Annotated in this window: 4 protein-coding genes; 3 read left to right on the top strand and 1 reads right to left on the bottom strand. The window is 63.7% G+C overall.

What is annotated here, in order from left to right; all coding sequences use genetic code 11:
- A partial coding sequence (locus tag C6W88_RS19790) for a retention module-containing protein (protein ID WP_146164685.1) occupies positions 1–1,381 on the bottom strand: 1,381 nt, incomplete at its 3' end.
- Positions 1,382–2,252: 871 nt separating this feature from the next.
- On the opposite strand from C6W88_RS19790, the gene C6W88_RS19785 reads away from it, so the two are divergent.
- The 3 genes from C6W88_RS19785 to C6W88_RS19775 all read left to right on the top strand — a co-directional run bounded on the left by C6W88_RS19785 (position 2,253) and on the right by C6W88_RS19775 (position 7,182).
- Positions 2,253–3,599, top strand: a complete 1,347-nt coding sequence (locus tag C6W88_RS19785) for a UDP-glucose dehydrogenase family protein (protein WP_108133717.1) — start codon at positions 2,253–2,255, stop codon at positions 3,597–3,599.
- Between the two features lie 10 nt (positions 3,600–3,609).
- The gene (locus tag C6W88_RS19780) at positions 3,610–5,523 is read left to right on the top strand and encodes a glycosyltransferase (protein ID WP_045992565.1); all 1,914 of its coding nucleotides are present in this window, start codon (positions 3,610–3,612) and stop codon (positions 5,521–5,523) included.
- Positions 5,524–5,613: 90 nt separating this feature from the next.
- Positions 5,614–7,182 carry a PilZ domain-containing protein gene (locus C6W88_RS19775; protein ID WP_108133716.1) on the top strand — a complete coding sequence of 523 codons (1,569 nt, stop codon included), beginning with the start codon at positions 5,614–5,616 and terminating at the stop codon, positions 7,180–7,182.
- Positions 7,183–7,193 lie beyond the last annotated feature (11 nt).

Here is a 7,193-nt window from a genome sequence, read left to right as displayed (position 1 = left end):
TGAAGTCCAGGCTGCCGGCGGTGCTGTCCACCAGTTCTGCAGCGGTCAGCTCGGCGCCATCGGCACCAAGCGTATCGGCGCCGGTCGTATTGGTGATGACGTTGATACTCACCGCCGTATCGTCGGTGGTCTCGACGGTAGGATCGTCTTCAGCGCGGGGCGCGTCATCCACGATCAAAATGTCGAGCGAGCCGCTGGCGCTACTGCCGTCCACGTCCACCGCCTGGACATTCAGGCTCTCGAGATAGCCGCCATCGGTGGCGCCGGCAACGCTGTCATTGTCGACGTTGTCGGTCAGTTCATAGGTGTAGCTGACGGTGCCCCCTGCGGCCGACCCGGTGAAGCCGGTCAGCGTCACCACACCATGATCGGTGACGATGGTGACCGGCGAGGACCCCAGAGCATCAAGCTGGGCAAGCGTCAGGGAAACCGGCCCCACCGTCAGGGTGGCCAGGCCATCAGGTGAATCAAACCCAAAGGAGCCGGTGCGAACCAGCTGGGTGGTGTCGCCACGGCTACCGCCGGCCAGGTCCGCTTCGAACAGCACCTGCTCGGCGCCAGCGGCACCGATGGGCAGCTCGCCAGGACCGTCAGGGCCACCGGGACCATCAGGACCACCGGGGTTACCTGGGTCACCAGGACCACCGGGGCCAGTGGGATCTTCGGGGCCGTCAAGACCGGTCAGGGTGACACCTTCGTCGTCATCGCCGGGATCCACCGCGTCGACACCGGTGAAATCGCGCTCGATGGGACCATCGCGCCCCTCAAGGCCAAACTGGAAGGCCAGCGGATCCACCGTCTCCACGATGCGCAACAGACGGACAAAACCACTGCCCTCGTCGTCCCCTCCCCCGCCGGTGCCGCCGGCCGCCGGATCCTCAAGATCATCGAACAGGTCGCCTTCGCCGGAGTCGATGGCGGCCAACAGCTCGTTGAGTTCTTCGTCACCCAGCACGTTGTCGGCCTGCTCGGCGATCTGGGCGAGAGCCGCAAGCTCATCGTCCGTGGAGCCGGACGCCTGGGTTCCCTCGGGTACCGGTGCGTCAATGCCGACAGCCGCGCCAGCCGTCGCCGGGCTGCCCAAAGGGGTCGCGGGTGCAGCAATGGGCGCCGAGTCGTCGGTGGTCTGCACAATACCCTGATCGACCAGCGAAGGGCCGGCCGGCTCGGTGGTGGAAGGCAACAGGCGCACCTGTCCGCTACCGGAAAGTGTCACGGGGTCGCCGACGCCACCGGGCGAAATCGAGATTTCACCACCCTGTGACGTCACCAGGCGCTCCCCGTCGCTGATCACGTCTCCCGGCCTGAGTTCGCGAAGGCTACCATCGGTGCCCTGAACAAAAGCCTGCCCCTGTACCATCACCACCGTCGCCGTGCTCATGTCGCTTCCCCTGATGCTCGTTGTCGTTTATCGAGCGCGCCCAAGGATATTTCTGCCCTCGATAACGCACCTTATCGGCACACTGTGGAAGTAGTATTAGCGAAGCTTTTTTATGACTAGCATTGGACTCAAGTACAGTGACTTTGGGATCCATTTATTCAATTGATGTTTTATGCAAACTTCTGAAAACAAAGCTCATATAATTAACGCCAATAACTTCGCGTCATTCATACTTAACTAACACCAATAATGGCGATAAACCTCATACTCTCCAGTGGACGCATGTGAGCTTCGGTCCCTCCCGGCAACCCTGCCCGCCCCTCATTCAAAGCCTAAGCCACTGTTCAAAAAAAGCATTCCTCCCCTCATTCGCTGATGGCGCTGTTTCACTGCCGGGTCATCCAGCTCGACGTTCGCCGCGGCTCGACGCCTGGCAGCTCTGCCGCTACTCGGCGTCGACAACGTCAGCATGGCGATCGTCATGCCGCAAAAACCGTCTCAAGCATGATGCTCCGATCGGGTGCTGATCGGCGAAACGTAAAAAAACAGTGTTTTCACTTTATTTTCAAAAGCTTATCACACAAAAAATCATTGGCGTATCCATAGAGCAACACATAACTAGCTGATTTTAAATGCTTTATACGAACGTCGCACACCATTGTCTCTTAATGGCGACATTCCGCCCGACCATCGGCCATCCCGGAGAACGCTCACCAGAGCACACAATACAATAACCTATTGTTTTTATTAGATAAAAAGATAACTGGATCGATCCTTGCCCTCATTGCGGTCAGAACAAGGCTTTCCCGGCGTCCCTTCGACGCCCGAGGCAAGGCCGCCAATATCACAAGCGACGGCAAGGAGTGAGTTCATGAAAATCACGATTCACGGCTCGGGTTACGTAGGACTGGTCACCGGCGCCTGCCTGGCCGATGTGGGACACGACGTGATGTGTGTGGACGTCGATCAGGTCAAGGTCGCCCGCCTCAAGCGCGGTGAGGTACCGATCTTTGAGCCAGGCCTCGAGGATCTGATCCGCCACAATATGGAAGACGAGCGCCTGACCTTCTCCGATAGCCCGGAGGAAGGAGTGGCCCATGGCCTGTTGCAGTTCATCGCGGTGGGAACGCCCCCTGACGAGGACGGCAGCGCCGACCTGACCCACGTGCTTGGGGTGGCCCGTACCATCGGCCAGCACATGGACGGATATCGCGTCATCATCAACAAGTCCACCGTCCCGGTGGGGACCGCCGACAAGGTTCATCAGGCGGTGGCCGATACCCTGGAGGGACGCCAGGCCGAGGTCGACTTCGACGTCTGCTCCAACCCGGAATTCCTCAAGGAAGGCGCTGCTATCGAGGACTTCTCGCGGGGGGCGCGGATCGTCATCGGTACCGACAGCGACAAGGTCCGCAAGCTGATGCGCGAATGCTATGCCCCCTACAGCCGCCAGCGCGACAAGCTGATGTTCATGGACGTGCGCAGCGCCGAACTGACCAAGTACGCCGCCAACGCCATGCTCGCCACCAAGATCAGCTTCATCAACGAAATCGCCAACCTGGCCGAGCACCTGGGTGCGGACGTCGAGCAGGTCCGCCACGGTATCGGCAGCGACCCGCGTATCGGCTACCACTTCATCTATCCCGGCTGTGGCTACGGCGGCTCCTGCTTCCCCAAGGACGTCAAGGCACTGGCTCGCACCGCCAGCGAGGTCGGCGCCCCCGCCCGCATGCTGCAGGCGGTGGAAACGGTCAACGACGCCCAGAAGACGCGGCTGTTCGACAAGCTGGAACTGGCGCTCCACGGCAACCTCAAGGGCCGCACCATCGCCCTGTGGGGACTCGCCTTCAAGCCCAACACCGACGACATGCGCGAGGCGCCGAGCCGGGTACTGATGGAACAGCTGTGGCAAGCCGGCGCCCGGATCCAGGCCTACGACCCCGAGGCCTCCGCCGAGTGTCACCGCATCTACGGCGAGCGCTCGGACCTGTGTCTCTCCAAGCAGCGTGACGCTGCCCTGGAAGGCGCCGACGCCCTGGTCATCTGCACCGAGTGGAAGGCCTTCCGCACCGTCGACTTCGACAAGATCGCGCGCACCCTCAATCACCCGCTGGTGATCGATGGACGCAACCTCTTCTCACCCGAGGACGTCGAAGCGGCGGGTCTCGAATACTACGCCATGGGTCGCGGCGCCTCCCTGCAACACCCCCGGGTGTAAGGACGCCACCATGTCATCGCTACCCAAGCACACCTCCGTGGCCAGCAAGGCCACGGAGCTGACCACCCTGGCGCTGCTGCTGTCGCTGCTGATCGTGCTGGTCAGCGAGTTGCCCTCCGAGGTGTTCTCGCCGGCGTCGAAGAGCTTCTTCTTCGCCATTGGCGCGGTCGGTGCGTGGCGCTATTCATGGTGGTTCGTCCAGGCGCTGCGATCGGTGTGGTACAACCGCCGCGTCTTTCCACAGATGCGGGCCGAGGCCGACGCCCTGGGAGAGTCCGGCAAGCCGTCAGAGCTCTACGTGCTGTGCACCTCCTTTCGCATCGACCCCGACGTCTGCTTCCGGGTCTACGACGCGCTGATCGAGGAGACGCGGCACTATGGCGTGCCGACCACCATCTTTGCCTCGGTCTCGGACCAGACCGACGTGGACATCATCTCCCACGTACTGCAGGAACACCGCTGGCCGTCGCACATCGAGGTCCGCTACATGTTCCAGAAGGGCGACGGCAAGCGCTCGGCGATGGCCGAGGTGCTGCGTGCGATCTCGCGCCGGGCCCCGGCCCCCGACGCCCTGCTGGTGTCCATGGACGGGGATATCCTGCTCGAGCCCGGAACCCTGGAGCGCTCGCTGTCGTTCTTTGCCCTGCGCGATGATCTCGGCGCCCTGACCACCAACAACAGCGCCATCGTCACCGGCAACGATGCCACCAAGGAGTGGTACGACCTGCGTTACGCCCAGCGTCATCTGGTGATGAGCTCGATGTCGGTGTCCGAGCGGCTGCTGGTCCTGACCGGCCGCTACAGCGCCTTCCGCGCCGACCTGGCGACCCACCCGGACTTTATCGACATGGTCGAGAACGACCACGTCGAGCATTGGCGCTTCGGCAATTTCAAGTTCCTGTCCGGGGACGACAAGTCGACCTGGTACTGGTTGCTCAAGAACGGCTGGAAGATGCTCTACCTGCCGGACGTCTACGTCTCGGGATTCGAGGAGCTGCCGGACCGCAAGCGCTTCTTCGCCTCGACCACCGACCTGATGCGTCGCTGGTACGGCAACATGCTGCGCACCAGCGGTCGCGCCATTGCCCTGGGGCCGAGGCCGATGGGGCTATTCACCTGGTGGAGCCTGATCGACCAGCGGCTGTCCATGTGGACGACCCTGATCGGCCCCATCGTGGCGATCCTGGTGACGCTGTTCGTGCGGCCGTCGTTCATCTTCGCCTATGCCCTGTGGATCCTGTTCACCCGCGGGATCTCCACCTCGATCCTGGCCTGGCAGCGTGGTCGCTTCAGCCTTCTTTGGATCCCGCTGATCTACTACAACCAGGTCTACGGCGCCCTGCTCAAGACCTACGTGAGCTTTCGCTTCAACCGTCAGAAGTGGTCACGCCAGGGCATTTCTGCCGGTGAGCCTGGTGACGAAAAGGCGGTACGCCGCCAGCGTCGCATGGGTCACCTGCTGCATGGCTTTCATGTCTGCCTGATGTTGTTCGTGCTGACCCTGGCCACCGGCGTACTGAAGGTACCTGACGCTACTTCGCTGAAGATCCTCGAGCGTGCAGGCCCGGTGCCCAGCGACAGTGCCGCGCTGCCTGACGCCAGTCGCTGGCTGGCCAGCCGCATCGAGGACGGCTCGGGCGAGCTACGCCTGCCCGCCGGTGAGCTGCGGATCAGCGATCGGCTGATCGAACGCCTGGGCGCAAGCAGCATCGGCGAGGCCACCAATCTCAGCGGCAGCCCCCAGGGCACCACGCTAGAGGTTCCGCCGACCTTGATCGATCGCCTCAAGGACGCCCAGGGCACCACTCCAGCCCCCGGCGATCTGTTGAGCTGCACCGACCAGCAGCGCTGCTCGCTCGATCTTCACGACACCAGGCTGTCGCTGAGTGACCTGCGCATCCAGGTGCAGCCACGCCACGGCTGACAACGACGACACGGCCACATTTTGTCGCTGAGCCGCATATACGGCCAGACACCGCCACGGCTCAGCGAATACTGACTTCAGGACACCGATATGAGCGATTACTTCGACGACAAGGACACCTCAACACCCCGCCACGAGCCTGCTCGTCAGCCGGACCCCGCGCCGCGCGCCGAACCCCATCTGGGCGATGCGCGCTCTCAACCGCGCCAAGAAGAGGCACCGGCAGGCTCGGGACTGGCCCATGAGCGCCGCGATGAACGCCGCTACATCCGCGTTTCGCCGACCTTCGAGGTGCGCTTCGATGACGGCAACCGCTTCCGCGGGCTGGACCTGTCCCAGGGCGGCTTCGCCATCGAGAGCCCGCGCCCGATGCGCCAGGACGCCAGGGTGCGCGGCAGCATCGCCATCACCACCGCCAGCGGCGAGCTGCTGGTGCCCGTGAGCGCCCAGTGCCGCCATAGCCTGGCGCTGGAAGGTCGCGGTGGTGCACACCACGCCGGCTTCGAGATCACCGACATCTCCCCCTCCCACCTTGAGCTGCTGCGCCGCGTGGTCCGCGCCCATCTGGCCGGCCGGCCGCTGGACGTCGAGCAGATGGTCCAGGGCGAGGATGCCCAGACCCCACGCAAGCGTCGCGGCACCGGCAGCACGCCCCAGGCGGCGGCTCGTCCGCCCAGACCCATGGGCCGCTACGTGGCGCTGTTCATCGGCTTCGCGGTGCTCGCGGTGGTGGCCGCGGCCACCGCCTATCGCAACTTCATGCTGATCGAGCCCAACTTCGCCGCTGTCACCGCGCCACGCATCGACATTCGTGCACCGAGCCCCGGCATCCTGATGGCGCACGAGCTCAAGGCAGGTGACCGTGTCACACGGGACGAGCGGCTCACCCGGGTCAAGGACGTCGATCTGGAGTCCGACCTGATCCTGGCCGAGGCCGCCCAGCGCTATAACAGCCAACTGATCGAGAACCTTCAGGAAAACCTCGACGGCGCCAATGGCGGACAGGTCAGCCTGGCCAACTCCGCCGAGCCCGGCAACGGTGACGCCGTGAGCTTCGAGACGGTGTCCCCGGACATCGCTCGTGCACGTATCGATCAGTTCGAGACCGCCCGAGACTTCCAGGCGTCCAGGGTCACCGCGCTGCAGGCTCGCCAGTCCCAGAACGAGATCTACAGCCCCTGCGACTGCCTGGTGGCGTGGGCGCTGTCGAGCTCCGACGGCACCTATATCAACGAAAGCGAAAAGATCATGACGCTGATGCGTACCGGCGACGACGAGGTCATGGTCGAGGCGCTGGTGCATATGGACGACATCGATCGCATCGAGCCCGATCAACTCGCCTATCTGTCGCTGCCCAACGCCTCCGGCCCGATCAGCGCTCGGGTGCGCAGCGTGGCGCTGGACATCGAGCGCCAGCCGCGTGCCGGCTTCCCGAGCTGGGTACGCCAACAGCAGAACGTCGCCAGCGTGCTGCTGGTACCGGAAAAGCCGCTGCCGGTGGAAAGCGTCGGTACTCCGGTGGACGTGCGCTTTACCGAACAGGCCCTGCTGGGCGCCACCGCCGAGTGGATCTGGCAGAGCGGCCGCCGGGTGGTCCAGCAGGCCAGCCAGCTGTTCTCGGGCATTGGTGACAACGACACCGCCGACACCGCCGGCTGAGCCACGCTCTT

The sequence above is a fragment of the Halomonas litopenaei genome, assembly GCF_003045775.1.
GTDB classification, from domain to species: domain Bacteria; phylum Pseudomonadota; class Gammaproteobacteria; order Pseudomonadales; family Halomonadaceae; genus Halomonas; species Halomonas litopenaei.
This window is presented reverse-complemented; position numbering and strand designations above follow the sequence as displayed.

What these genes read in the sequence shown, in the direction of transcription:
- C6W88_RS19785 (WP_108133717.1), top strand. Translation starts at nt 2,253, where the DNA reads ATGAAAATCACGATTCACGGCTCGGGTTACGTAGGACTGGTCACCGGC.
- C6W88_RS19780 (WP_045992565.1), top strand. Translation starts at nt 3,610, where the DNA reads ATGTCATCGCTACCCAAGCACACCTCCGTGGCCAGCAAGGCCACGGAG.
- C6W88_RS19775 (WP_108133716.1), top strand. Translation starts at nt 5,614, where the DNA reads ATGAGCGATTACTTCGACGACAAGGACACCTCAACACCCCGCCACGAG.